Origin of the sequence: Nocardioides aestuarii (assembly GCF_039527245.1) — a bacterium.
In the GTDB taxonomy this organism is placed as follows: Bacteria; Actinomycetota; Actinomycetes; order Propionibacteriales; family Nocardioidaceae; genus Nocardioides; species Nocardioides aestuarii.
On sequence record NZ_BAAAJT010000002.1, the window covers coordinates 1,727,399 to 1,750,388 of the forward strand.

25 protein-coding genes are annotated in these 22,990 nt (G+C 73.2%); 11 read left to right on the top strand and 14 right to left on the bottom strand.

The features are described 5' to 3' along the window. Window positions 1–12: 12 nt before the first annotated feature. Window positions 13–945, top strand: coding sequence for a LuxR C-terminal-related transcriptional regulator (locus tag ABD091_RS08750; RefSeq protein ID WP_343917453.1), 933 nt, complete (start codon window positions 13–15; stop codon window positions 943–945). Between the two features lie 4 nt (window positions 946–949). On the opposite strand, the gene ABD091_RS08755 is transcribed toward ABD091_RS08750, so the two are convergent. The 5 genes from ABD091_RS08755 to ABD091_RS08775 form a co-directional block, all read right to left on the bottom strand. Further along, window positions 950–1,942 (bottom strand): DUF2332 domain-containing protein, encoded by a 993-nt coding sequence (locus ABD091_RS08755; protein ID WP_343917455.1) that lies wholly within the window; start codon window positions 1,940–1,942, stop codon window positions 950–952. 13 nt (window positions 1,943–1,955) lie between these two features. Then, window positions 1,956–3,413, bottom strand: a complete 1,458-nt coding sequence (locus tag ABD091_RS08760; RefSeq protein ID WP_343917457.1) for an NAD-dependent succinate-semialdehyde dehydrogenase — start codon at window positions 3,411–3,413, stop codon at window positions 1,956–1,958. 165 nt (window positions 3,414–3,578) lie between these two features. Then, on the bottom strand, window positions 3,579–5,459 hold the full coding sequence (locus ABD091_RS08765; protein ID WP_343917459.1) for a penicillin-binding transpeptidase domain-containing protein: 1,881 nt from the start codon (window positions 5,457–5,459) through the stop codon (window positions 3,579–3,581). 25 nt (window positions 5,460–5,484) lie between these two features. Next, window positions 5,485–6,465 (bottom strand): SGNH/GDSL hydrolase family protein, encoded by a 981-nt coding sequence (locus ABD091_RS08770; protein WP_343917461.1) that lies wholly within the window; start codon window positions 6,463–6,465, stop codon window positions 5,485–5,487. A gap of 80 nt (window positions 6,466–6,545) precedes the next feature. Further along, a complete protein-coding gene (locus ABD091_RS08775; RefSeq protein ID WP_343917463.1) occupies window positions 6,546–7,175 on the bottom strand; it encodes a hypothetical protein in 630 nt (209 codons plus the stop codon). An 80-nt stretch (window positions 7,176–7,255) separates the two neighbouring features. Here ABD091_RS08775 and ABD091_RS08780 point away from each other — a divergent pair, with 80 nt between their 5' ends. The 5 genes from ABD091_RS08780 (at window position 7,256) to ABD091_RS08800 (ending at window position 11,223) form a co-directional block, all read left to right on the top strand. After that, complete coding sequence (locus ABD091_RS08780; RefSeq protein WP_379189480.1) at window positions 7,256–8,458, top strand: acyl-CoA dehydrogenase family protein; 1,203 nt, start codon at window positions 7,256–7,258, stop codon at window positions 8,456–8,458. A 109-nt stretch (window positions 8,459–8,567) separates the two neighbouring features. Continuing rightward, window positions 8,568–9,122 carry a YceI family protein gene (locus ABD091_RS08785; protein WP_343917467.1) on the top strand — a complete coding sequence of 185 codons (555 nt, stop codon included), beginning with the start codon at window positions 8,568–8,570 and terminating at the stop codon, window positions 9,120–9,122. Window positions 9,123–9,308: 186 nt separating this feature from the next. Further along, window positions 9,309–10,439, top strand: coding sequence for a glycosyltransferase family 2 protein (locus tag ABD091_RS08790; protein ID WP_343917469.1), 1,131 nt, complete (start codon window positions 9,309–9,311; stop codon window positions 10,437–10,439). Between the two features lies 1 nt (window position 10,440). Continuing rightward, entirely contained in the window at window positions 10,441–10,584 is a 144-nt protein-coding gene (locus ABD091_RS08795; RefSeq protein WP_343917471.1) for a hypothetical protein, read from the top strand. A gap of 6 nt (window positions 10,585–10,590) precedes the next feature. Next, window positions 10,591–11,223 (top strand): sortase, encoded by a 633-nt coding sequence (locus tag ABD091_RS08800; protein WP_343917473.1) that lies wholly within the window; start codon window positions 10,591–10,593, stop codon window positions 11,221–11,223. Between the two features lie 13 nt (window positions 11,224–11,236). Here the strand turns inward: ABD091_RS08800 and ABD091_RS08805 are convergent, their stop codons facing one another. Continuing rightward, a complete protein-coding gene (locus tag ABD091_RS08805; protein ID WP_343917475.1) occupies window positions 11,237–12,181 on the bottom strand; it encodes a glycoside hydrolase family 26 protein in 945 nt (314 codons plus the stop codon). A 212-nt stretch (window positions 12,182–12,393) separates the two neighbouring features. Between ABD091_RS08805 and ABD091_RS08810 the strand changes: the two genes are divergently transcribed. Then, the gene (locus ABD091_RS08810) at window positions 12,394–13,095 is read left to right on the top strand and encodes a response regulator transcription factor (protein WP_343917477.1); all 702 of its coding nucleotides are present in this window, start codon (window positions 12,394–12,396) and stop codon (window positions 13,093–13,095) included. A gap of 58 nt (window positions 13,096–13,153) precedes the next feature. After that, window positions 13,154–14,077 carry a GNAT family N-acetyltransferase gene (locus ABD091_RS08815; RefSeq protein ID WP_343917479.1) on the top strand — a complete coding sequence of 308 codons (924 nt, stop codon included), beginning with the start codon at window positions 13,154–13,156 and terminating at the stop codon, window positions 14,075–14,077. On the opposite strand, the gene mctP is transcribed toward ABD091_RS08815, so the two are convergent. The 5 genes from mctP to ABD091_RS08840 form a co-directional block, all read right to left on the bottom strand. Continuing rightward, complete coding sequence (gene mctP / locus ABD091_RS08820; protein ID WP_343917481.1) at window positions 14,074–15,717, bottom strand: monocarboxylate uptake permease MctP; 1,644 nt, start codon at window positions 15,715–15,717, stop codon at window positions 14,074–14,076. The genes ABD091_RS08815 and mctP overlap by 4 nt on opposite strands. Then, entirely contained in the window at window positions 15,717–16,007 is a 291-nt protein-coding gene (locus ABD091_RS08825) for a DUF3311 domain-containing protein (protein WP_343917483.1), read from the bottom strand. Before ABD091_RS08825 ends, mctP begins: the two co-directional genes overlap by 1 nt. Before the next feature lie 67 nt (window positions 16,008–16,074). Continuing rightward, complete coding sequence (locus tag ABD091_RS08830) at window positions 16,075–16,461, bottom strand: DUF1707 SHOCT-like domain-containing protein (RefSeq protein ID WP_343917485.1); 387 nt, start codon at window positions 16,459–16,461, stop codon at window positions 16,075–16,077. After that, entirely contained in the window at window positions 16,458–17,084 is a 627-nt protein-coding gene (locus ABD091_RS08835) for a PadR family transcriptional regulator (RefSeq protein ID WP_343917487.1), read from the bottom strand. Before ABD091_RS08835 ends, ABD091_RS08830 begins: the two co-directional genes overlap by 4 nt. A 75-nt stretch (window positions 17,085–17,159) precedes the next feature. After that, window positions 17,160–17,999, bottom strand: coding sequence for an SAM-dependent methyltransferase (locus tag ABD091_RS08840; RefSeq protein WP_343917489.1), 840 nt, complete (start codon window positions 17,997–17,999; stop codon window positions 17,160–17,162). A gap of 76 nt (window positions 18,000–18,075) precedes the next feature. Here ABD091_RS08840 and ABD091_RS08845 point away from each other — a divergent pair, with 76 nt between their 5' ends. From ABD091_RS08845 to ABD091_RS08855, 3 genes are read left to right on the top strand one after another with little or no spacing between them, the layout of a single operon-like run. Continuing rightward, entirely contained in the window at window positions 18,076–18,771 is a 696-nt protein-coding gene (locus tag ABD091_RS08845) for a CDP-alcohol phosphatidyltransferase family protein (protein ID WP_343917491.1), read from the top strand. After that, entirely contained in the window at window positions 18,771–19,592 is an 822-nt protein-coding gene (locus ABD091_RS08850) for an SAM-dependent methyltransferase (protein ID WP_343917493.1), read from the top strand. Before ABD091_RS08845 ends, ABD091_RS08850 begins: the two co-directional genes overlap by 1 nt. Window position 19,593: 1 nt before the next feature. Next, window positions 19,594–19,992, top strand: a complete 399-nt coding sequence (locus ABD091_RS08855; RefSeq protein WP_343917495.1) for a hypothetical protein — start codon at window positions 19,594–19,596, stop codon at window positions 19,990–19,992. On the opposite strand, the gene ABD091_RS08860 is transcribed toward ABD091_RS08855, so the two are convergent. From ABD091_RS08860 to ABD091_RS08870, 3 genes are all read right to left on the bottom strand, one after another. After that, complete coding sequence (locus ABD091_RS08860; protein ID WP_343917497.1) at window positions 19,939–20,652, bottom strand: anti-sigma factor family protein; 714 nt, start codon at window positions 20,650–20,652, stop codon at window positions 19,939–19,941. The two genes, ABD091_RS08855 and ABD091_RS08860, sit on opposite strands and share 54 nt — an antisense overlap. Beyond that, window positions 20,649–21,161 (bottom strand): sigma-70 family RNA polymerase sigma factor, encoded by a 513-nt coding sequence (locus ABD091_RS08865; protein ID WP_343917499.1) that lies wholly within the window; start codon window positions 21,159–21,161, stop codon window positions 20,649–20,651. Before ABD091_RS08865 ends, ABD091_RS08860 begins: the two co-directional genes overlap by 4 nt. Window positions 21,162–21,254: 93 nt before the next feature. Continuing rightward, entirely contained in the window at window positions 21,255–22,910 is a 1,656-nt protein-coding gene (locus ABD091_RS08870; protein WP_343917501.1) for a sulfatase-like hydrolase/transferase, read from the bottom strand. Between the last annotated feature and the right edge of the window lie 80 nt (window positions 22,911–22,990).

Genomic DNA, 22,990 nt, shown 5'->3' on the forward strand with positions numbered 1-22,990 from the left:
TAGCCTCGGCGCATGCCCGTCACCCCGCTGGCGGCCACCCCTGCGAGGGACTGCCCGGGCCTGGTCCGGCAGGGCCGGATCACCGAGGCCCTGGAGGCGCTCACCGCCCAGCCCGACCCGGGCGTCGCCGACCTCGCCCTGCTGCTCGAGTGCCGCCTCGCCCGCGGCGAGATGGAGCTCGCGCTCCAGCTCGGCGACCGCCTGCACCGGGTGCACGGCCTCGCGGGCGAGGACGCCGCCCGCGCCCGGTGGGCGCTGGCCGAGCTCGACGCGGCCACCGGCCACGACGAGGCGGCGGCGGAGGGCTATCGCGAGGTCGGCGAGCTCCACGACGACCCGGTCACCCTCCCCTGGCGCTCGGCGATCGCTCCCTGCCTGCTGCGCACCGGCGAGGCACGGGCGGGCCAGCGGCTCGCCAACGAGCAGCTGGCCCTCGCCCGTGGATCCGGGTCGGCCTACGCCGTCGCGGGGGCGCTGCGGACCGTGGCGGCCGTCTGCGCCGTCGTCGACCGCGAGGGCACCCTGCGCGACGCGCTCGCCCTCGCCGCCGGTCACCACGAGCGGCTCGCCGCCCAGATCGCCACCGACCTCGCGGGGCTGCTGGCCCTGCGCGGCGGTGACGCGCCGGCCGAGGCGGTCTCCCTGCTGCGCGAGACGGAGTCCTACGCCGACCTCGAGGACCTCTGGCCGCTCCACGCCCGCGCCCGCCGGCTGCTCGAGCGGCTCGGCGAGACCCCGACGACGCCCCGCGCCGAGGCGCTCGCGCGGCTGACGACGTCGGAGCTGAGGGTGGCCCGGATGGCGGCGGCCGGCACGACCAACCGCGCGATCGCCGACGAGACGGGCGTGACGGTCAAGGCCGTCGAGTGGCACCTGTCCCACGCCTACCGCAAGCTCGGCGTCCCCGGCCGCGGCGACCTGGCCCGCCTGTTCCGCCTGGCCTGACGGCTCAGAGGACGGTCATGGCGGCGCCGTGGCCGTGGGTGAAGGCGCGGGCGACCCCGTCGACGCCGAGCACGAAGGCTCCGGACGCGGGGCCGTCCGCGGAGGCCGTCGCCGTGACCCGCGGCAGCACGCGGCGCCCCTCGTTGCTGACCCAGCGGATCCGGCCGTCGGCGACGAGTCCCGTCGCGAGGTCGTGGAAGCGCTCGCGGTCGGGGGGCTCGAGGTAGGCGATCACGGCGGTGTGGAACACCACCACCGGTCCGTGGGCCGCAGCCTCCTCCACCAGGTCCTCGAGCTCGGTCAGCAGGTCACCCGCGACCAGGTGGGGCGGGTCGGGTCGCGCGACCTCGACGGCGGTCCGCAGCCGCTCGCGCCGCTCGTCCTGCTCCGGCCACACCAGGTTCTGCAGCCACGCCATCGCGTCGGCGTCGGTCACGTCCAGCGGGTTGAGGTCGACACCGCCGCGCCACGCGACCGCCGGCGGCCCCGACGCCAGGACCGGGGCGGGCAGGGCCCCGGTGACCTCGCACGGCAGCTCGGGACCGACGCCGGCCCGGACCGTCCCGGCCGCCGTCGACCAGGCGTAGGACCACCGGTCGGGATAGAGGCAGAGCCCGGCGCTCGGTCCGACCTCGAGCAGCGCGAGGGGCGCGCCCTCCTGCGCCGCGACCTCCGCGAGGAACGGCGTCAGCGTGGCCAGCCGGCCGACCTCGTTGGTCTGCGTCGCCCGGGCCCGGATCGTCGCCACGATCGTGCCGTCGTCGGCGAGCAGCGCGTCGCGGAGCCCGGCGTACGGGCCCGGCGCCGGCACGCCGTGCCACCGCGCGGCGGCGAAGACCAGGTTGGGCTGCTGCTTGATCGGCGGCAGCGCGGCGATCCACGCCTGCACCTCGGGGTCGCTCGCGACCTGCCGCGCCCAGTCCTCGAAGCACGGCGAGTCACCGGCGTAGTCGGCGAAGTCGGAGTACTGCCGCGCGACCTCCGTGAAGAGCTCCATGCCCGTCCGGGGCTCAGTCCGCGGGGAGCGCGACGTAGGTCGTCTCGAGGTATTCCTCGATCCCCTCGAAGCCGCCCTCGCGCCCGAACCCGCTGGCCTTGACCCCGCCGAACGGCGCGGCCGGGTTGGAGACCAGCCCGGTGTTGACGCCGACCATGCCGAACTCGAGCCGCTCGGCCAGCCGGATCGTGCGCGCGAGGTCGCGGGTGTAGGCGTAGGAGGAGAGGCCGTACTCCGTGGCGTTGGCCGCCGCGATCGCCTCGTCCTCGGTCTCGAACGTCGTGATCGGGGCGACCGGTCCGAAGATCTCGACCTTGTTGATCTGGGCCTCGGCCGGGACGTCGGTGAGGACGGTCGGGCTGTAGAACCAGCCCGGCCCGTCGGGCGCGGAGCCGCCGGTGACGACGCGGGCCCCGTCGTGGACCGCGTCGGTGACCAGCTCGCCGATCGACTCGACGGCCTCGGGGTTGATCAGGGGGCCGACGTCGGTGCCGTCGTCCTGGCCGCGGCCGACCCTCAGGCCGCCCATCCGGGCCCCGAGCTTCTCGGCGAACTCGTCCGCGACCGAGGAGTGCACCAGGAACCGGTTGGCCGCCGTGCAGGCCTCGCCCATGTTGCGCATCTTCGCGATCATCGCGCCGTCGACGGCCGCGTCGACGTCGGCGTCCTCGAAGACGAGGAACGGGGCGTTGCCGCCGAGCTCCATCGAGACCCGCTGGAGCTCGTCGGCCGACTGGCGCACCAGCACCTTCCCGACCGGGGTGGAGCCGGTGAAGCTCACCTTCCGCAGCCGGTCGTCGGCCATCAGCGTCGCGCTGAGCTCCTTCGACGACGTCGTGGTGACGACGTTGAGGACGCCGGCGGGCAGGCCGGCCTCCTCCAGGACGCCGGCGAGCGCCAGCATCGTGAGCGGCGTGAGCTCGGCGGGCTTGACGACCATGGTGCAGCCGGCCGCCACCGCAGGGCCGATCTTGCGGGTGCCCATCGCGAGCGGGAAGTTCCACGGGGTGATGAACAGGCAGGGGCCGACCGGCTTGCGGACGGTCAGCAGCCGGCTGCCACCCGCCGGCGCCTGCATCCAGCGGCCGCTGATGCGGACCGCCTCCTCGCTGAACCACCGGAAGAACTCGGCACCGTAGGTGACCTCGCCCTTCGCCTCGGCGAGGGTCTTGCCCATCTCGAGCGAGATCAGCCGTGCGAAGTCGTCGGCGCGCTCGGTGATCAGCTCGAAGGCGCGCCGGAGGATCTCGCCGCGCTCCCGCGGCGGCGTACGGGACCAGTCGGCCTGGGCGGCCGCGGCCGCGTCGAGGGCGTCCATCGCGTCGTCGGTCGAGCCGTCGGCGACGTCGGTGAGGACCGAGCCGTCGGCGGGGTCGAGGACGTCGAAGCGCTCACCGCTGTTCGCCTCCCGCCAGGTGCCGTCGATGTAGAGGTTGCGCTGCTCCTCGGGCAGCCACGGGAAGTCGCTCATGGCGTCAGCCTCGCACCCGTCCGGAGAATCCGAAACGGGTGACACCCCTCGGTCGCATCTGGAAGAGTTGGTCCGTCGACAGGGAGGGAGCACTTCAGGTCGACGTCGGGCCCCTCGCCGACCCCATGCGGTGAGGGGCCCGTGCCCATTTCCGGCCCGCCGGGCTCAGCCGGCCGCCCGGAGGAAGGCCTCCAGCAGCGGGCCGGCGGTCGCCGATCCCGACTGGCCGTCCTGCACGAAGGCGGCCACGGCGAGGTCGCCCTGGGCGGCGATCATCCAGGCGTGGAGCCGCAGGTCGCCGTTGTCGGCGACGTACTCGGCGGTGCCGGTCTTGGCGATGACCGGGGGGCCCGGGACGTCGGCGAGCAGGGCGCCGGACCCGGAGGTCACCACGCCGCGCAGCATCTCGCGCAGCGTGGCCGCCTCGCCGGACGCGAGCTCGGGGACGTCGCCCCCGTCGACGTCGACACCCGTGACCAGGGAGGGCAGCACGGTGCCACCGGTCTGGACCGATGCGATCACGGTGGCCATCGTCATCGGCGACGCCAGCACCTTGCCCTGGCCGATCATGTCGGCCGCCGCCTCGGTCTCGCCCTTCGCGGGCGGCACCTGTCCGAAGTAGGCCGGGAAGCCGAGGTCGTGGTCGACCCCCATCCCGAGCGAGGCGGCCGCGTCGCCCAGCGTGTCGCGGTCGAGCCGGTCGCGCTCGGCGATGAAGGCGGTGTTGCACGAGTTGGCCAGCGCGGTCCGGAAGGGGATGTCGCCGATGCCGGAGGACGGGTAGTCGTCGTAGTTCTCGAAGTCGCGGCCGTCGACCGTGACGGTCGCGGTGCACGGCACGGTCGACGAGGGCGTCACGCCCGAGCGCAGCAGCGCCAGGCTGCTGACGGACTTGAAGGTCGAGCCCGGCGCGAACTGGCCGAAGGTTGCCATGTTGTAGCCGTCGGTGCCGGGACCGTTGGCGGCGGCGAGGATCGCCCCGGTCGACGGCTTGATCGCCACGAGGGCGCTGGCCGGTCCGACGTCGGCGAGGATCCGCTCGGCAGCCTCCTGGAGGCCGAGGTCGAGGGTGAGCTCGAGGGGCTGACCGGGCTTCGCCTCCTCCTCGAACAGCGTCTTCTCCTTGCCGTCGCTGGAGATCCGCTCGACGACGACGCCGGGGGTGCCGACCAGCTGCTCGTCGTAGCGGAGCTGGAGGCCGGAGAGCCCGACCGTCTGGCCGATCGCGTAGCGGTCGGGGTCGTCCTCGATCATCTCGGCGGTCGGCTCGCCCACCGTGCCGAGGATCGGGCCCGCGAAGTCGCGGGTCGGCGCCAGCGGCAGCGTGTCGGCGATCGCCGCCGCGCCCTTGATCCGGGAGAAGCCACCTCCGATGTCGGTCGGCACGTCCTCCTCCCGCAGCACGATCGCCTCGACGAAGGCCGAGTCGCCGGCCTCCTCGACCCGCTTCACGTACGCCGCCACGTCGATCTCGAGCAGAGTGGCGAGCTGTCGCGCCGACTGACCGGCGCGCGCGGCGGCGACCTGGGTCTTGTCGATGCCGAACCGGGTGACCGGCCGGTCGGTGACGATCGGCCGTCCGCCCGCGCCGAGGATCCGACCGCGCTCAGCCGTCGTCCCGGTGAGCTCGAGCGCTCCCCCGGGCCGCAGCGAGGGCTCGACGACCGAGGGCTCCCACGCGACCTGCCACTGCTCGCCGTCGAGGGTGAGGGCCGCCTCGGTGGTGTAGCTCCAGTCCTGCTCGCTGACCGGCCAGCTCCAGCCGAGCGTGGCCACGGCGGCACCCTGCTCGGTCGGGTCGCTCACGGAGGCGACGGTGACCGTCGGGGTGACCTCGCCCATGCCCTCGACGAGCGCGGTCAGCTCCTTCGTGGCCGCAGCCGGGTCGGCCACCGCGACGTCGGTGAGGTCGCCCGACTCCAGCCCGGCCGCCAGCGCGTCGGCGACGGGGGCCGGGTCGGGGTCGTCGTCGGTGAGGGCCGAGCAGGAGGCCACGAGCGGGGTCAGCAGCAGGAGGGCGGCCACCCCCGGAACGGCGCGCGTCATGTCCTGTTCGTACCAGACGGCCGGGTCAGTTCCGCGCGAGCCAGCGGTCGCGGCCCTGCTCGCGGGCCGCGTCGCGCAGGGCGCCGGGGTCCGGTGCGACGAACGACTCCGGCTCGATCACCGAGTCCGCGGCGGCGTACTCCCGCTGCTGGTCGGTGAGCGCCGGGGCCATCTCCGCTGCGTCCCGCCGGACCGTGCGGGTGACCGCCACCGCGCTGCCGGTCAGCAGCGGGCTGACCGTCGGGGTGTAGCCGGACGCGTGGCCGGGCTTGTTGGGGTGGTAGCTCTCGCTGATCGGGTTCGAGAGGCCGTTGATCCACTCGGGGTCGTCGCACACCGCGTGACCGAGGAACCGGTTGGTCGGGTTGGCGAAGGAGAAGCCGCGGTTGGACGCGGCCGTCTGGGTGCGGCTGTTGAGGAGGTCGGCGGTCTGGTTGAGCCGCGACTCCTCGGCCGGGGAGAACCAGGTCAGGGCGTTGCAGTCCTCGCCCATGAAGATCCGGGGATAGCCGACGACCACGACCTTCGCGTTCGGCGCCTTCGTGCGGATCGAGGAGTAGAGGGTCGCCAGGCGCGCCGGCAGCGTGTTCCTGACGAACGCCTGCGCGTCGTCGATGGCGCCGTTGCAGTCGCCGGCCCACCACGGGAGGGCGCACTCGGTCAGGACGTCGGCGAAGCCGGCGTCGTTGCCGCCGACGGAGATCGTGACGTAGGCGGTCGAGGCCGACAGGGCCGAGAGCTGGGTCTTGGTCACGTCGGCGACCGTGGCGCCGGAGCAGGCCCGGAAGTTCAGCGCGTAGCCGCGGGCCGCGGCGACCAGGCTGGGATAGGCCCGGGTCGAGCGCTGACAGCTCGTGCCGTCGGCGAGGTAGTCGCGCGTGCCGGTGCCCGAGGAGTAGGAGTCTCCGAGGGCGACGTACGCCGGCGCCGCGGCGTGCGCGGACGGTGCGACGAGGAGTGGCGAGACGAGGGCCAGCAGGGCGCCGGCCAGCAGTCGTGTGGACATGGGTTCCCCTCCCGAGAGCGGCCGCCCGGGACCGGGCGGCCGCTGCCGAGACTAGGGACCCGGAGGGCCCGTGGGAAGGGTCAGGCGCCGAGACCGGTGCGGTCGACCCGGCGGTGGAAGCGCATGCCGGCCAGTCCGCCGAGCATCGCGCCGACCAGGCTGGTCAGCAGCACGACGGCGACGCTGACGACGACGGTCGTGGTCGTCTCGTCGAAGCGGATGTCCGGGATCGCGACGCCGGTGTAGTCGTTGCCGAAGACGGCACCCAGGACGCCGATGACGATCGCGATCACGATCGACCAGCCCCAGACGGCCAGGCCCTGCTTGATGCCGTCGAAGCGGGCCATCCGGCCGGCGACGTAGCCGCCGGAGTAGTAGGCGACGAACCAGACCAGCAGCGCGACGACGATGCCGAGGACGCCGAGCGACTCCATGGAGACGTCGAGCGCGTCGGCGGTCTCGGTCGCGGTGTCGGTGCCGGTGGTCTCGCTCGCGACCAGCCCGGTCACGGCGACGAGGCCGCTCAGCAGCGCCACCATCCCGGTGGCGGCCAGCCAGCCGAAGAAGGCCGAGCCGATCTTGATCCCGCCGTGCTCCTCGCGCTCGCGGTCGACGACGTGGCTGCGGGTGACCGGCTCGGTGGAGCCGGGGTCGGTGTGCCGGCCGGTGCCCTGGTCAGGCGTGCCGGTGGTGGGGTCGTGCTCGCTCATGGTTCTCCGTTCCGGGGGTGGTCAGACAATCCAACCAACCACCTCCGGGACCCTGACCGCTACTTCCGAAGGGGTGCAGGATGAGGCCCATGGCCCCTGTCGCACCGCTCGACCTGCTCGACCTCGACGCCCTCGTCGGCGAGGAGGAGCGCGCGATCCGCGAGACCGTGCGCCGCCTCGTGGACGAGCGGCTGCGCCCCGAGATCCCGGGCTGGTACGAGCGGGGGGACACCCCGGTGCGCGAGCTCGCGCAGGAGTTCGGGTCGCTGGGGCTGCTCGGGATGCACCTGACCGGCTACGGCTGCGCGGGCACCAGCGCCACGGCGTACGGGCTGGCGTGCCTGGAGCTCGAGGCCGGCGACTCGGGGCTGCGCTCGATCGTGTCGGTGCAGGGGTCGCTGGCGATGTTCGCGATCTGGAAGCACGGGTCGGAGCAGCAGAGGCAGGAGTGGCTGCCGCGGCTCGCCTCGGGAGAGGCGATCGGCTGCTTCGGGCTGACCGAGCCCGACTTCGGCTCCGATCCCGGTGGGATGCGGACGCGCGCACGCAAGGACGGCAGCGACTGGGTCCTCGACGGGTCGAAGATGTGGATCACCAACGGCTCGGTCGCCGACGTCGCGGTGGTGTGGGCGCGGACGGACTCCTCGGAAGGGGGTGCCATCCGCGGCTTCGTCGTCCCGACCGACACACCGGGCTTCTCGGCTCCCGAGATCAAGCAGAAGCTCTCGCTGCGGGCGTCGGTGACCAGCGAGCTGGTCATGGAGGGGGTCCGGCTGCCCGAGGACGCGGTGCTGCCCGAGGTGACCGGGCTGCGCGGCCCGCTGTCGTGCCTGACCGAGGCGCGGTTCGGGATCATCTTCGGGTCGATGGGCGCGGCCCGCGACTGCCTGGAGGCGACGATCTCCTACGTGCGCGACCGCCAGGTGTTCGGGCGGCCGCTGGCGGCCTACCAGCTGACGCAGGCCAAGCTCGCCGACATGGTCGTCGAGCTCGACAAGGGCGTCCTGCTGGCGCTCCATCTCGCCGCGCTCAAGGACGGGACCGTCGGCGACCGCGGGCTGCGCGCGGAGGCGATCAGCATCGGCAAGCTCAACAACACCCGGGAGGCGATCGCCATCGCGCGCGAGTGCCGGACCCTGCTCGGCGCCAACGGGATCACGCTCGACTACCCGCTGCTGCGCCACGCCAACAACCTGGAGTCGGTGCTCACCTACGAGGGCACCGCCGAGGTCCACCAGCTGGTGCTCGGACAGGCCCTGACCGGGGAGTCGGCCTTCCGCTGAGCACCGGGTGGAGAAAGTTCCGCGGACTTGGGGAACAAAACGGACCGGAGTACCGTTTGTGGTGATCAAGAGTTCAACTAAACCCTGATCCGATCCCCGGAGGAACCCCATGACCACCACCCAGCTCCCCACCGACATCGCCGGCGACTACACCCTCGACGTCTCCCACTCCCGCCTCGGCTTCGTCGCCCGCCACGCGATGGTGACCAAGGTGCGCGGCCAGTTCGGTGAGTTCGAGGGCACCGCCCACGTCGACACCCAGACCCCGGCCAACTCGTCGGTCACGGTCGAGATCAAGGCCGCGTCGGTCTCCACCGGCTCGCCCGACCGCGACGGCCACCTGAAGTCGGCCGACTTCTTCGACGCCGAGCAGTTCCCGACCTGGTCCTTCACCTCCACCGACGTCGCCCGCGACGGCGCCACCTGGACCGTGACCGGTGACCTGACGATCAAGGACGTCACCAAGTCCGTCGCCATCGAGTTCGAGGAGACCGGCGCCGCGACCGACCCGTTCGGCAACCAGCGCGTGGGCTTCGAGGGCGAGGTCACCGTCAACCGCAAGGACTGGGGCCTGACCTGGAACGCGGCCCTCGAGACCGGTGGCGTGCTCGTCTCCGAGAAGGTCAAGCTCGAGTTCGACCTCTCCGCGATCAAGACCGCCTGACCCAGCGGTTCCCGCGCGACGGCGCGTGCTCCGGGGCTATGCTCCGGGCACGCGCCGTCGGCCATTTCGCGCCTCCGACTCCGGGGTGTGGCCCGGGTCACGCGCTTCCTCAACACTTCCTCAAGAATTCAACCAGTCTCGGTCGGGAAGCGTGAACCGTGGTATCTCGACATCGAGAGTCGAGGCGTGGGCACCAACTCCGGTGCGTCGGTCCAAGCGATCGACGCCCTTCCTCAGCGCGAGTCGTACGCCGACGACCGCCGTCCCCTCGGATGGCTGGTCGCCGTGCTGCCTGCGCACGACGAGGAGCAGAACGTCGGGGCCGCGATCGCCTCGCTGCTCTCCCAGACCCGGCCGCCGGACCACATCGTGGTCCTCGCCGACAACTGCACCGACGCGACACCGCAGGTGGCCGCCGACGCGGGTGCCGACGTCTTCGTCCCCCGCGACAACCGCGACAAGAAGGCCGGCGCCCTCAACCAGTGGCTCGACCAGCACCTCGACGTGCTCCACCCCGACGACCTCGTCCTGGTCATGGACTCCGACTGCACCCTCGACCCCACCTTCCTCGAGACCGCCCTGGGCCATCTCGAGGACCCGCGCTTCGGCGGGGTCGGCGGGGTCTTCCGCGGCGGACCCGGCGGCGGCCTGCTCGGCACCTTCCAGCGCAACGAGTACGCCCGCTACGAGCGCGACGTCCGCCGGCTGAAGGGCCGCGCCCTGGTGCTGACCGGCACCGCGTCGGTCTTCCCGGTCCCCGTCCTCCAGCACGTCCGGGCCGCACGACGCGCCGGTCTGCTCCCCGACTCCTCGGGCGGCGGCCAGGTCTACGACACGGCCGTCCTCACCGAGGACAACGAGCTGTCGCTGGCGCTGATGCATCTCGGCTACGACATCCTCGCGCCGGCCGAGTGCACGCTGGAGACCGAGGTCATGGAGACCTGGAAGCAGCTGTCCGACCAGCGGCTGCGCTGGAAGCGCGGCGCGCTGGAGAACCTGTTCGACTACGGCTGGACGCCCGTCACGCGCCCCTACTGGGGTCGCCAGCTGCTGAGCCTGATCGGCGTCCTTGCGACGATGCTCTACGTCGGCAGCATCACCGTGGGACTCGTCGTCGGCCTCGAGCTGCACGGCTTCTGGCTGGCGCTCTCGCTGGTCTTCGTCCTCGAGCGGGTCGTGACCGTCCGCTCCCGCGGCTGGAAGCAGCAGCTCCTCGCGGCCCCCCTGGTCATCGAGATGGTCTTCGACCTGTTCCTGCAGGTCGTCCAGGGACGCGCCTTCACCCAGGCCGTCCTCCGAAGTGAAAGGAAGTGGTGACATGTACAACCACGGATCCCTCGGCGGCGGTGCCCTCGCGGCGACCGGTCTCGCCTTCAACGCGATGTGGCTGTTCCTGGCGGGGTTCGCCCTGTTCGCAGCCGCGCTCGCGCTGGGCCGGATCCTCCCCAAGCGGGGAGTCTGACCCTCCGTGCGCCGTCCGCTCCACCTCGCGCTGGTGGTCGTCATGGCGATCGCCGGGCTGTCACTGATGGCCTGGCCGTTCGTCGACCACTGGCGCAGCGGCGCGGGCGCGGCGTACGCCCAGGGCGAGCTGCGCTCGCAGCTCGCCGACGGCACGGGGGCCACTGAACCGTCCGCGGCCCGGAAGCCCACGCCGGGCCGCGGACACCCCGTGCTCGCGGCGGCCGACACCGGCCAGCCGCTGGCCACGCTCACGATCCCGCGCTTCGGCGACGACTGGTCGTGGGTGATGGTCGAGGGCACCGACGACGCCGAGCTCGCGCTCGGCCCGGGCCACTACGCGGGCACGCCGCTGCCCGGCGCCCGCGGCAACGTCGGCGTCGCCGCCCACCGGGCCGGCCACGGTGACCCGTTCCTCGACTTCGACACGCTCCGCGTCGGCGACGAGGTGCGCTTCTCCCGGGGCGGGACGACCTGGGTCTACACCCTCACGACCGCGCCCGAGATCGTCCCGGCCTCGGCCGTCGAGGTCCTCGACCCGACGCCCGGCCGCCAGCTCACGCTGACGACCTGCTGGCCGAAGTGGGGCTCCTCGAAGCGGATGTTCGTCCGCGGCGAGCTGACCGACGTCCGGAGCTGAACCGGTCCGCCCCTCAGAGGTGGCGGCGGAACGCGCGGAGGGACGCGCGTGAGGACTCGACGCGCCAGTCGCGCTCCCTCTCCTCCTGGAACCAGATGAGGGCGGTCATCCGGGGGAAGCGGGTGGTGGACAGCGCCTGCTTGATCCACCGCGCCTTGCTGCTGTCGCGGTCGACCGGGGCGCCGTCGTCGACCTTCGGCTCCTTCGAGGCGACCTCGCACACCCAGACCGGTGCGGTCGGGTGGAGGGCGGTGAGGCGACGGTACTGCGGCGCCATGATCCGCTCGAACGACTTCCACCGGCCCCACGACGAGTCGCGGCCCCAGTTGAACCCGTCGAGTCCGAGCACGTCGACGTAGCGGCGGCCGGGCCAGATGTCGGCGACGGTGGTGGTCTCGGCGTAGACGTCGACGGTCGGGTTGAAGACCCACTTGACGTTGTCGGCGCCGCGGTCGCGGAAGTAGCGGACGACGTAGCGCCAGGCCAGCTTGAACTCTCGATAGGTGCCGCCGTGCACACGGTCGCCGGTGCGCGTGGGCTGGAAGCTCACCCAGTCGCCGTTCATCTCGGGCCAGGGCCGCACGTGCACGTCGTAGGGGTAGGCGAGGGCGGCCTCGACCAGCTGGTCGAGGTAGGCGTCCTCGCTGCCGTCGGTCCAGTCGGTGAAGCGGGTCGGCCCCATGTCCCAGGACAGCAGCACCTCACGGCGGCCGCCGTCGGCGAAGGCCAGCTCGGTCTCGCCGGGGAAGACGTCGCCGTAGCCCCAGTAGTAGGACGCGATGCCGGTCCGGTGGCGGACCAGCTGCTCGAAGTCGACCAGCCGGGACGGTTCGGCGGTCATGCCCTCGACCCACGCACCGAGCTCGACCCGGTGGGCGAGGGCGCGCTTGGCGACGCGCTCCTCCGCCGCAGCGGTCGGACTCGCCGTCGAGAGTGCGAGCAGGCTGGGCAGGAGCATCAACAACAACGTCAGCACAGGCACCCTGAGCCGGTGGGTGGCCGGCCCTGCGGTGCTGGTGCGGGGGGACACCAACATCAAGAGTTCCTCAATTTATTCGGGCTTGGCTCAAGACCCTAGACTCGGATCTGAGACTTCGCGGTCGATTCGCACGATTGGTCCTGGGGGGGACGTCGGCGGTCGACGCGGACACAACCAAGGGGGGATACCTGGTGACGTCTCGTCACGCACTGGTCGTCGAGGACGACCCGGACACCGCTGCCCTGCTCAGCCTCACGCTCGAGCGCTCCGGGCTGGAGGTCTCCGTCGTCCACGACGGCGACGCCGCCGTCGATCTCGTACGCCGCCTTCAGCCCGACCTGGTCACGCTCGACCTCGGGCTGCCGGGCATGGACGGCCTCGAGGCCTGCCGCCGGCTGCGGGCCATCAGCACCTGCTACATCGTCGTGCTGAGCGGCCGCGACAGCGAGGTCGACAAGCTGCTGTGCCTCGAGGCCGGCGCCGACGACTACGTCGTCAAGCCGTTCTCGCCCCGCGAGCTGCGCGCCCGCGTCGGAGCGATGTTCCGGCGTCCGCGGGAGGGGGTCTTCGACACCTCCCGGGTCGACGCCGGGGCCGGACTCGAGGTCGACACCACCCGCCGCGAGGTGACCGTCGACGGCGCGGAGGTCTCGCTGACCCGCACCGAGTTCGAGATCCTGGCCCAGCTCGTCCACCGGGCGGGCCAGGTCGTGGCCCGCGGCGACCTCGTCGCCTCGGTGTGGCGCTCGGACTACGTCGGCGACAGCCACATGGTCGACGTCCACATGGGCAACCTCCGCCGCAAGCTGCGCCAGCACTCCGACCACCAGTGGATCCGCACGGTGCGCGGCATCGGCTACCGGCTCGACCCGGTGTCCGTCGGCGTCGCCTGAGCGGACCGGCGGCAGAAATGGGTGGCCGGCCCGCTCGGCCGCGCGTCACCATGCCTCCATGCGAACCCCGGAGGGACTGACCAGCAGGCCGCTGGTGATGAGTGACGCGCGCGCCGTCTACGAGGTGATGGCCGCCCAGGAGCAGGAGGACCTCGGCTCGGTCGAGATCGAGGAGGCCGACATCGTCGGTGACTGGGGTCGTCCCAGCTTCGACGTCTCGGCCCAGACCGTCGGCGTCTTCGACTCCGTCGACGGCAACGACACCCTGGTGGGCTACGCCGAGGTGACCAGCGCCGACCGCGGCGACGCCGCGGTGCACCCCGCCTACCGGGGCCGCGGGATCGGCACCGAGCTCGCGCACTGGATGCAGGCCAAGGCGCGCGAACGTGGCGCCCCCGTCATCGGGATGCCGGTCCCGGTCGGCTCACCGGGCGACCGGCTGCTCGAGTCGCTCGGCTACGAGGTCCGCTGGCACAGCTGGGTGCTCCAGCTCCCCGAGGGGGTCTCGATCGTCGAGCGACCGCTGCCCGACGGCTACGAGGTCCGGGAGGCCGACCCGTCCGAGTACACCGCCGTCCACGACGTCGTCGAGGACGCCTTCCTCGAGTGGTCCGACCGCGACCGTGAGTCCTACGAGGACTTCGAGTCCGTCGTCGTGCGCCGCCCCGGGTTCGAGCCGTGGCACCTCCGCGTGGTCGTCGACGACTCCGGCGAGGTCGTCGGGGTCGCGTGCCTCTCGGTCTTCGAGCCCGAGGACGACCGCGACCGCGAGGCCTTCGTCTCGCGGCTCGCCGTACGCCGCGACCAGCGCAACCGCGGCCTCGCCCAGGCCCTCCTGGTCGACGCCTACGGCCGCGCCCGCGACCACGGCGTCATGACCGGCGGGCTCTCGACCGACTCCCGCACCGGCGCCCTCGGCCTCTACGAGAAGGTCGGCATGCGGGTGATCATGGACTGGGTCAACCGCGCCAAGACGCTCTAGCCGTGGGCGGGGGCGGTGAGGTCCAGCTCCTCCTCGACGCCCTCGTCGCCCGCATCGGCGCGGTAGTCCGACTCCTGCGTCTGGTCGGTGCCCTCGTCGACGCCCATCGCGCGGAGCACCACGGTGAGGACGACGGTCACGACCAGGTTGGCCAGCAGCGCCACGACGCCGATGTAGACGTTGGTCTCGGTGCCGGGGAACGGGACGAGCGGGCCGCCGAAGTGGGCCTGGGTCGGCGAGCTGACGCCGTAGGCGAGCCAGGTGCCCCAGCCCATGCCGACCGCCCAGCCGCCGAACAGCGCCCACCGGTGGAACCACCGCGTGTAGAGGCCGAGCACGATCGCCGGCAGCGTCTGCAGCACCCAGAGGCCGCCGAGCAGCTGCAGGTTGATCGCGAACGACTTCGACAGCGCGAGCACGAAGACCAGCGCCCCGAACTTCACGACCAGCGAGACGATCTTGGCCTGCGAAGCCTCCTGCTTCGGGGTGGCGTCCTGGTTGATGAACGCCTTGTAGATGTTGCGGGTCCACAGGTTCGCCGCTGCGATCGACATGATCGCCGCCGGCACCAGGGCGCCGATCGCGATGGCCGCGAAGGCGACGCCGGCGAACCAGCTGGGGAACTCGTTCTCGAACAGCTGCGGCACCGCGAGCTGGGGGTTCGGCGGGTCGCCCGCGACGGTGACGCCCGCGGCGATCGCGACGAAGCCGAGCAGCGCGAGCAGGCCCAGCAGGAACGAGTACGCCGGGAGCAGCGCGGCGTTGCGCCGGATGACCGACCGCGAGCGGGTCGAAAGGACGCCGGTGACCGAGTGGGGATACATGAACAGCGCCAGCGCCGAGCCGAAGGCGAGCGAGGCGTAGGCCCAGTGGGCCGCCGCCGGCGGGATCGAGCCCTTGGCGCCCACCTCACCGGCCGCGATCGCGTCGGCGTTCTCGGTGTTGAACGCGTCGAAGCTGCCCTGGGCGGCGCTGAAGATCGCGTCCCAGCCGCCGAGCTGGGCGGGCAGGTAGATCACGGCGACGATGATCACCGTGTAGATGAGGATGTCCTTGACGAAGGCGATCAGCGCCGGCGCCCGCAGCCCCGAGGAGTAGGTGTAGGCCGCGAGGACGCCGAAGGCGACGAAGAGCGGCAGGTGGCCGACGAGCCAGCTGCCCTCGTCGACCCCGATGCCCATCACCTGCAGCACGACCTCGATGCCGACGAGCTGGAGCGCGATGTAGGGCATCGTCGCGAGGATGCCGGTGACGGCGACCGCCAGCGCGAGCGGCTTGGAGTCGTAGCGGCCCTGGACGAAGTCGGCCGGCGTCACGTAGCCGTGGCGGTGGCTGACCGACCACAACCGCGGCAGGAACAGGAAGATGATCGGGTAGACCACGATCGTGTAGGGCACGGCGAAGAAACCGACCACGGAACCGGCGTAGAGCGTCGCCGGCACGGCGATGAAGGTGTAGGCCGTGTAGAGGTCACCGCCGATGAGGAACCAGGCGATGAAGGTGCCGAACCCACGGCCACCGAGACCCCACTCGTCGAGGTTGTCGAGGTTGTCGGCCCGGCGCCAGCGCGCGGCGGCGAAGCCGAGGATCGTGACCAGCAGGAAGAAGAAGACGAAGATGCTGACGGCGAGGACGTCCATCACCGCTCACCCCCCGCCGTGCCCCGCGCGGTCCTGCGGGCAGCGCGGTCCCGCGCGTCGGCGATCGTGGAGATCCAGTAGGCGGTGCCGGTGAGCACGGTCGCGCCGATGATCAGCGCGAACTGGAACCAGAAGAAGAACGGGAAACCGAAGAGCGTCGGGTCCACCCGGTCGTAGAGGCCCACCAGCAGCGGGACGACGACGGCGGGCGCGAGCAGCGCGCAGATGAGGATCCAGAGGCCGCGCGACGCAGACGTCTGCCGCGGCGGTGAGGGGCGTGAGTCGGTCACGGGGGTCACCTTCCGAGAGATTCCGAGACGTGCCGGCGAACCGGCAAACCTCGGTGACCCTAGTCACTCACGTGCGTGACCGACAGTGCCCACCCCCGCGGAGGAAGAAGAACCAGACGCCGAGGCCGATCAGGACGATCGGCAGGTGGGTCACCACGGCGACCACCCCGAGCACGACCAGCAGGACGAGCAGCGGGAGCGGGACCCGGGCCGAGGGGCGCCGGGTCGGCCCGACCGGACGCCCTCGCTGGGCCGCGGTCGACCAGGCGACCTGGTGGCCACCCGGCAGGTCGCGGAAGACCGGGTCGAGCTCGGAGCGGGTCCGCGCGGCCCACACCTGGTCGAGCCGCTGGGTGTACTCGTCGTGGTCGAGCCGGCCGGCGGCGTAGTGCTCGCCGAGGTCGGTCTGGGCCTGCTCGCGCTCGGCGTCACCGATCCGGATCTCGGGGCTCATCGCTCGACCTCGGCCGGGTCGTCGTCCTCACCCTCGGGCTCCGTGCCCTCGTCGGCCAGCAGGCCGTAGAGCTTGCGGCGGGTGTCGACGAGGACCGTCATCGCCTCACGGCGCTGGTGGTCGGTGCCCTGGGTGACGATCTGCCAGGTCGCCGACATCAGCTGGCCGACCTCCGACTTCAGCTGGGACAGGTCGGGCCCGTCACCGCCCGAGCCCGGCTCCTCGAAGTCGGCCCAGACCGCGGCGAGCTCCTCGGGGTGCTCGGCGACGTAGGTCTCGCCCTCGGGCGTGAGCCGCAGCGTGCGGCCGCGGTGGTCGTCGGCGGTGACGAGTCCCTCGTCCTCGAGCTGGGCGACCGTCGGGTAGACCGAGCCGGGGCTGGGCTTCCACTGCCCGCCGGACCGCTCGGCGATCTGCTGGATCACCTGGTATCCGTTGAGCGGCTCGACCGCGAGCACGTCGAGGATCGCCGCGCGGACGTCACCCTTCTTCGCCCGCGGCCGCTGCGGCGGGCGCTGGCCGCCCATGCCGAGCAGCTCACCGAGCCACGGCGGCGGACCGCCCCGACGTCCCGGCGCGTCCCAGCCGCCGCTCCAGCCCCCGTGCCATCCGTGTCCACCCATGACGCCCTCCCGACGCTGTGACTGTCGGCGACAGTCGCCGATATATCGGAACCGTACGCCGACACTCGGTCCGGTTCAAGGGCGTTCCCTCGGAAGGGCCAGCAGGTCGCGGTGGCCCACGGTCGCGCGCAGCGCTCCCGCGCGTTGCTGGTCGGCCCGCGCGCGGGCCCAGCTCGCGGCCGGGGTCACCAGTGACGGGTCCTGCTCCAGGGCGGCGCCGAGCCAGCCGTCGGCCCAGGCCGCCAGGAGCGCAGGGTGGTCCGGGCCCAGCCGCCACGGGGTGGTCTCCACGGTGACGGCGAACCCGCGTGCGGTCAGGCCGGCGGCCGCTGCCGACCAGGCGTCGGGCCCCAGCCGTGGGTCGCCACCGGTCGGTCGGTGCTGGTGGGCGTCGAAGGCGCGGCCGATCCGCCGGTCGAGCGGGTGGGCGGGCTCGAGCACCACCTCCCCGGTCACGCTCAGGGCCAGCAGCACCGGGCAGCCTGGAGCCGTGGCGGCGTCGAGGAGGCGGTCGAGCTCCGGCGCCGTCAGCATGTCGAGGAGGGCGGAGGCGGTCACCAGTGCCGCCCCCGCGAGCCGGCCGTGGTCGAGGCGGGTCACGTCGTCCTCGCGCGTCTCCACCTCGACCAGAGCTCCATCGGCGGCGCGTCCCGGAGGGCGGCCGGGAGCGAGGGCGAGCAGCTCGACGTCGCGGTCGTGGAGCACCCATCGCTGCGGACCCGGCAGCAGCGGCGCGAGCCAGCGTGCCATCGACCCGCTCCCCCCACCGAGGTCGTGCACGACGGCGGGTGCCGGCCCCGGGTGCCACGGCAGGGCCTCGACCAGGGTGCGGGCGCGGGCGGCGGCGTCGGCGGGCTCGCGCAGCTCCAGCCAGCCGGCAGCGGCGCGGACCGGCTCCTCGCCTGCTCCGTCCATGTCGCCTCCCGACCACGGCTGAACCGAACCGTAGCAACGCACGTCCCTACCGGGTGAGACTCCGAGGGAGGCCACGGTGACGCTCAGACAGGCGCTCGTCGCGAGTGCCGTGCTGCTGACCACCCTCCTCGTCCTGCCCGGCCACGGCGCCGCCTCGCCGCTGCTCGCGGCGCTCGTGGCGAGCGGCTGCTGGGCGGTGGGCGCACGATGGGTCGCGGCGCAGCTGCCGGATCGTGGCCCCGGCCCGGCCGACCTCGTGACGATCGCCCGCGGGACCCTGACCTGCGCGGCCGCGGGCCTCGTCGTCGCCGGACCCCACCCGGCGCTGCTGCCGCTCTGCGTGCTCGCCCTCGCCCTCGACGCGGTCGACGGTCCCGTGGCGCGGCGCACCGGGACGAGCTCGGCGTTCGGCCGCCGGTTCGACGGGGAGGCCGACGCCTTCCTCATGCTGGTGCTCAGCGCCGCGGTCGCGGTCCACGGGCACGCATGGGTCGTCGTCCTCGGCCTCCTGCGCTATGCCTTCGGTGCAGCGGGCCGGGCGTTGCCCTGGCTGCGACGACCGCTGCCGGTGCGGTGGTGGCGCAAGGTCGCGACCGGCGTCTCCGGGACCGTCCTGGTCGTCGCCCTCGCCGAGGTCCTCCCCGGACCGGCGACGACGGCGCTGCTGCTGGTCGCCCTCGCCCTGCTCGGCGAGTCCTTCGGCCGTGACGTCCTGTGGCTGTGGCGTCGTCGCACGCCCGTCGCTGCCCTCAGCCCGGTGGGGCGGCCGTGATGACCGACGACCGCGCCCTGGCCGACCGGGTCCTGCGCGAGGCCCGGCTCGCCGGCCACCCCGCCGGCGAGTACGTCGGGCAGGAGAACTTCATGGACGTCTCGGAGATCCTGGCCCTCGGCGAGCGGGCGCGGCTCGCTCCCGGCGTGCGGACGCTCGACGTGTGCTGCGGGGTGGGTGGCCCGGGGCTGCTGCTCGCTGCTCGGACCGGCTGCGACTACCTCGGGGTCGACCGCAGTCCCGACGCCGTCGCGCTCGCCCGGTCCCGCGCGGGTCCGGCCCGGTCGATCGCCTTCGCGGTGGCGGACGTCCCGCCCCTGCCGGCCGGGCCCTTCGACGTCGTGCTGCTGCTGGAGACCACGCTCGCCTTCGCGGACAAGGCGCCCCTCGTGGCCGCCGTCGCCGACGTCCTCGCCCCCGGTGGCCGGTTCGCGTTCACGGTCGAGGAGGGCCTCCCGCTCACGCCGGCGGAGCGTGCCGTCATGCCGGCCAGCGACACCGTCTGGCCGTGGCCGCTGGCGAGCCTCCACGACGACCTCGCCGCCGTCGGGCTCCGGGTGACGTCGATCGAGGACCGCACCGCGGCCCACCGGTCACGCGCCGCCTCGCTCCTGGTCGCCTACGAGACGCGCCGCTCCTCCCTCGTCGCGGGGCTCGGCGAGGAGCCGGTCGCCGACCTGCTCAGCGCCCACCGGACGTGGGTCCGCTGGCTGGGTCGCCGCCGGGTGCGCAAGTACGCCGTCGTCGCGGCACGAGCCCCGGTGAACCGCGCCGCCCCGTCCGTCGTACGTCTGGGGAGAGGACCGGCACCGGGAGGATGACATGACCTTGCGCACGACAGCGGCCGTGGCGGTGGTGGTCTCCGCCGCGGTCCACTTCTGGATGTGGCTCGACTTCGCGCGGGAGGACGACGTGCTCGGGCCGTCCTTCCTCCTCAACGCCGTCGGCGGGGCGGTGATCGCCGTGCTCGTGCTGACCTGGCGGCACTGGCTGGCGGGAGCGCTGGCGGCGGGCTTCGGGCTGTCCACCCTGGGCGCCTTCGTGCCGGCGACGACGGTCGGCTTCCTCGGCGTCGAGGCGACGTGGGACGGCTGGGAGGTGTGGGTGGCGGCCGCCAGCGAGGTCGTGGCCGCCGTGGCCGGGGCGCTGCTGGTGGCCCCGCTCCTCTCACACCGGCAGTCGCAGCACCACCCGGCCGTCGGGGATCCGCACCTGCACTGAGGTGATGTCGCCCTCCCGGGATGCCGTGCCGGCGTCGAGCGTCATCGACTCGCCGTCGACCGACTCCCAGCTGCCGACCTGCTCGGTGCGCCCGTCCGCGGTCCGCACGACGAGGACGTAGTCGACCCGGGGCGGCAGGTCGTAGGGGACCGACGCGGTGTCGTAGGTGCAGTCGAGGACCAGCCGCGTGCCCCACGCCACCGGTTCCACCGCGAGGGTGGCCCGGACGGGCACCTCGCCGACCGGCTCCATCGCGCGCGCGGGCGGACCGGACTCCTCGGGGGCCGCGCTCCCCGCCGGCGGGGGCGTGACCTCGGGATCGAGCCACGAGCCGACTGCCGGCACCGTCAGCGCGACCAGCGCGACGGCCGCGACCGCGAGCCCGGCCACGAGACGTCGACGGCGGGCGGTGGCGCGCTGCTCCACCTCGCGCACGAGGGCCGGGAGGATCGTGTCGGGCAGCGGCGGCCCGCCGCCCTCGACCTCCTCGAGCACCGCGGGGTCGACGCGCCGGAGCAGGCCCGGCAGGCCGGCGAGGTCGCGCACCCGTGCCGCACACTCGGGGCAGGAGTCGAGGTGGTGCTCGAAGTCGAGCCGCTCGCGGGGGGACAGGGCGCCGAGCACGTAGGCCGCGTCGTCACCGCTCGACGGACAGCTCATGCGGTCACCCCCATCTCCTCCAGCGCCAGCCGCAGGGCTCGCAGAGCGTAGTGCGTGCGCGACTTCACGGTGCCCTCCGGGATGCCGAGCAGCGCTGCGGCCTCGGCCACCGAGCGGCCCCGGAAGAAGCACTCGAGCAGGACCGACCGGTGGTCGGGCGTGAGGTGGGTGAGGGCTTCGGCCACGACCCACGAGAGCAGCAGCTGGTCGGTCCGGTCCTCACGCTCCGGCGCGTCCGGCACCTCGGCCACCGAGGTCTCCCGGACGGCCCGGTGCCGGCGCCACTCGTCGGTCACGAGGTTGCGGGCCACGGTGCGCAGCCAGGCCTGCACGGCGGGCGGGGGGCTCTCGAGGATCTCGCGGTGCCGCCACGCCCGCAGCAGGGTCTCCTGCACGACGTCCTCGGCGTGGGCGCGGTCGTTGCCGACCAGCCTGAGGCAGAAGTGCCACAGCGCCTTCGCGTGCTCCTCGTGGAGCTGTCGCATCAGTGCGACCTCGTGAGCGGTCATGTCACCCGACCCTTGCTCCTCACCTCGACGCCGACCTGTCCTCGCACCCTTCTGACGGTTCACGCCGCCGCTTCGTTCACCAGTGTGCTCGCCCTACGGCGCCGGCGTCGTGCCGAAAGCGGTGAGGAAGCGGTCGCGGAAGGCGTCCATCCGCCAGACCGGGGCCTCGGGGTCGGGCCGCAGGCCCGGCTCCCAGGCCCAGGGGTCGACCGCTGCGAGGACGGCCGGGTCCCGGGCCAGCAGCGTCACCGGGACCTCGCGGCCGGCGTCGTCGCCGGAGACGACGGTCGCCGGCTGGTGGTCGCCGAGCACCACCACGACCAGGTCGTCGTCGCCGTAGGTCGTGAGGAAGCGGACCAGGGCGCTCAGCGAGTACTCGATCGCGTGGCCGTACGCCGCCCGGATCCGCGTCGGGTCCGGCCAGATGTCGGTCGCCGAGTCCAGCCGCGACGGCATCCCGTCGAAGACCGAGCCGTCGCCGACCGTCGCCTGGTCGACCAGCAACGGGACCCGCGACCACGGCGCGTGGCTGGTGATGAGGTCGACCTCGGCCATCACGGGCGGTCGCGGCCGGGGCTCGAGCTCGAGCCGCTGCAGGGCCTCCAGCGTGTACTGGTCGGGCATCGTCGGATAGCCGAACCGCGGCCCGCGGTAGCCGAGGTTGCGGGAGTCGTAGACGTGGTCGAAGTCGTAGAACTCGGCCTGCGGCCAGTCCCGGTCGTTGGCGGGCACCACGGCGACGGTCCGCCAGCCGGCGCGGGCGAAGAGCCGGCTGAGGGTGAGCCTCCTGCTGGTCACGACCGCGTCGTAGCGGGGCTGGCTGTCGACCCACAGCCCCGACTGCAGGGTGGCGTGGGCGAGCCAGCTCAGGGCGCCGAACGTCGGGGACGTGAGCCACGCGCTCCGGGCGTCGAACCCGGCGTCGGTGAGGTCGCGCGTGCCCCGGGCCAGCACCCGGTCCACCCCCGGGGCGAGGGCCGGGTCCTCCAGGGCGACCCGGCCATAGCTCTCGACGAAGACGACGAGGACGTCCTTGCCCCGCAGCGCGGTGACCAGGTCCTCCGGCGCGACGTCGGCCGCGGGGTCGTCGCGAGCGGCTGCCTCGAACTCGCGGAGGTCGGCGAGCTGGCCGGGGACCCGCGCGACCTCGTGGTGCACGTAGCGCAGGGTGTCGGCCGTCGCCAGCGACCCGGCCGGACCCGGCACCCCCACCAGCACGACGACCAGCCACCCGGCCAGGAGCACGGCGGTCACCGCGGCCGCCTGCGGCCGGTGGCGCGCGGCGACCCCGGCCACCCGGACGGCGGCCAGCGGGAGGAGCAGCAGCGCGGCCACGGCGGCGACGACCGCGCCGACCAGCAGCGCGGTGCCGAGCAGCGGGCCGAACGAGTCGCGCAGGAGGCCGACGAGCGAGCCGGCGTACCGCCAGTCGATGAGCGGGTCGAAGGGACGGTTGAGCGCGCGGAGGAAGCCCAGGTCCAGACCACGGAACACCAGGGCCAGGCCCAGCACGCCTCCGAGGCCGGCGGCGACGGCGGTCCGCAGCCGCGGCCGACCGGCGGGCAGCGCCAGCACGACCGCGAGCAGCAGCAACGGCTCGACCGGCAGCCGGACCAGCGTGCTCACCCGGGTCTCGTCGACGGGGTCGCCGAGCGTCGCCGGCACCACCAGCAGCAGCACCGCCGCGACCGTGAGGGCACCGGACACGAGCCGGCGGGCACCCGTCGAGCGGGGAAGGTGAACCGGCACGACTGTTCCTCCGTACTTCTCGACGACCCGTCACGTGCAGGGACGAGGCAGGCGCCGCCGCGGTTCACGCCGCAGCGGCG